This window comes from Haloferax profundi (assembly GCF_001469865.1).
In the GTDB taxonomy this organism is placed as follows: Archaea; Halobacteriota; Halobacteria; order Halobacteriales; family Haloferacaceae; genus Haloferax; species Haloferax profundi.
In genome coordinates, this window is the sequence record NZ_LOPV01000388.1 from 1 (window position 1) to 1,465 (window position 1,465).

The window sequence follows — 1,465 nt, forward strand, 5'->3', positions numbered from 1 at the left end:
ACGGTTTCGTCGCCCGGTGCCACCCGTTCGGACTCTTGGTACTCCACGTCGCCGTCGAGTTCGATATCGAAGAGGTGTACCTTTCGATACGAACCGAGTACCTCTCCATCGGGTCCAATCATCACCGAGGTGTTGTACACGCGATCAGAGTTGGGAATCCGCTCGAAGAAACTCCCAGTGTGGACGTACATCCCGTGTTTTCGCGCTCTCTCAGAGAACTGCTGGACTATCTCTCCGTCCAGTGACTCTGCAACGTCCGGGTACCGGTCCTTTTGACCGATGTAACTCATCATCTCGGGGAGTGCAACGAAGTCAGCACCCGACGCTGCAGCCTCGTCGACCAGCCCAAGCGCTCGGTCTAGATTGGCTTGCTTGTCGTCTTTCGAGTCCACCTGACACGCTGCGGCCACGAACTGAGACATCTCTAGTAAACGGTGTGTGCTCTTGCGGTATGGAGTTGCCCCCAGCAACTCGGATTCAGTCCTGCTGTCGTCACTGACTCGACTCTTGTCGAAAGCACGAACATTCAGTACGAACGTTTATCATTCACGCTCCGGTGTATTGGGCTATGTCGAACGGTCGGGAACCGGACTCCGCGTTGGAGCAGTCTGAGGTGGGCAGTCTCAGACCGTCTACGTCGTTCGTCGCGCAGGCCAACGTCACCGACGAGTCCATTTACGGCGACTTCGAGGCGGAGTGGCCCGAGTGCTGGGATGGTGCGGCCGAGTTACTCGAGTGGGACGACCAGTACGATACTATTCTCTCCACGAGTGAGTCTTCACACGAGTGGTTTTCTGGCGGAACACTGAACGCCTCGTACAACTGTCTGGACCGACACGTCGAAAACGGCGGGAAAAACCGCGTCGCACTCAAGTGGGAGAGCCGAACCGGCGAGACGAGAATTTACACGTACCAGGACCTCTACCGAGAGGTCAACGAGTGTGCAGCGTCGCTTCGAGCGTTGGGTGTCGAAGAAGATGACGTGGTCACGCTCTACATGCCGATGATTCCGGAACTTCCCATCGCCATGCTCGCGTGTGCCCGACTCGGAGCTCCCCACAACGTCGTTTTTGCAGGGCTATCGGCAGACGCCCTCGCCACGAGACTCGAGAGTGCGGCGTCTCCGTACCTCGTCACCTGTGATGGCTACTACCGACGTGGCAACCCCGTTCTCTTGAAGAGTAAGGCGGACGACGCACGCTTGAACGTCGACCACGACATCCACGAGACGGTCGTGGTCTCTCGACTCGACGGTGACACCCACCTCGGGACGAACCAACACGACTACGACACACTGGTCTCCGAACAGGCAGGTGCTGTCGTCGACCCAGTCGAACGCGCCGCCAACGACTGCCTGTTTCTCATCCACACGTCGGGGACGACTGGCGAACCGAAGAAAGTCAAACACACGACTGGCGGGTATCTCGCGCACGTCACCTGGACCGCTCAGTCCGTCCTCGACCTC

General features: G+C 58.4%; 2 protein-coding genes. One reads left to right on the forward strand and one right to left on the reverse strand.

Annotated features, from left to right (window positions below):
• Positions 1–422, reverse strand: a 422-nt coding sequence (locus AUR66_RS13715; protein ID WP_331457007.1) for a nitrilase-related carbon-nitrogen hydrolase, incomplete at its 3' end; no start/stop codon positions are given.
• Positions 423–568: 146 nt separating this feature from the next.
• Between AUR66_RS13715 and AUR66_RS13720 the strand changes: the two genes are divergently transcribed.
• A partial coding sequence (locus tag AUR66_RS13720) for an AMP-binding protein (RefSeq protein WP_157533126.1) occupies positions 569–1,465 on the forward strand: 897 nt, incomplete at its 3' end.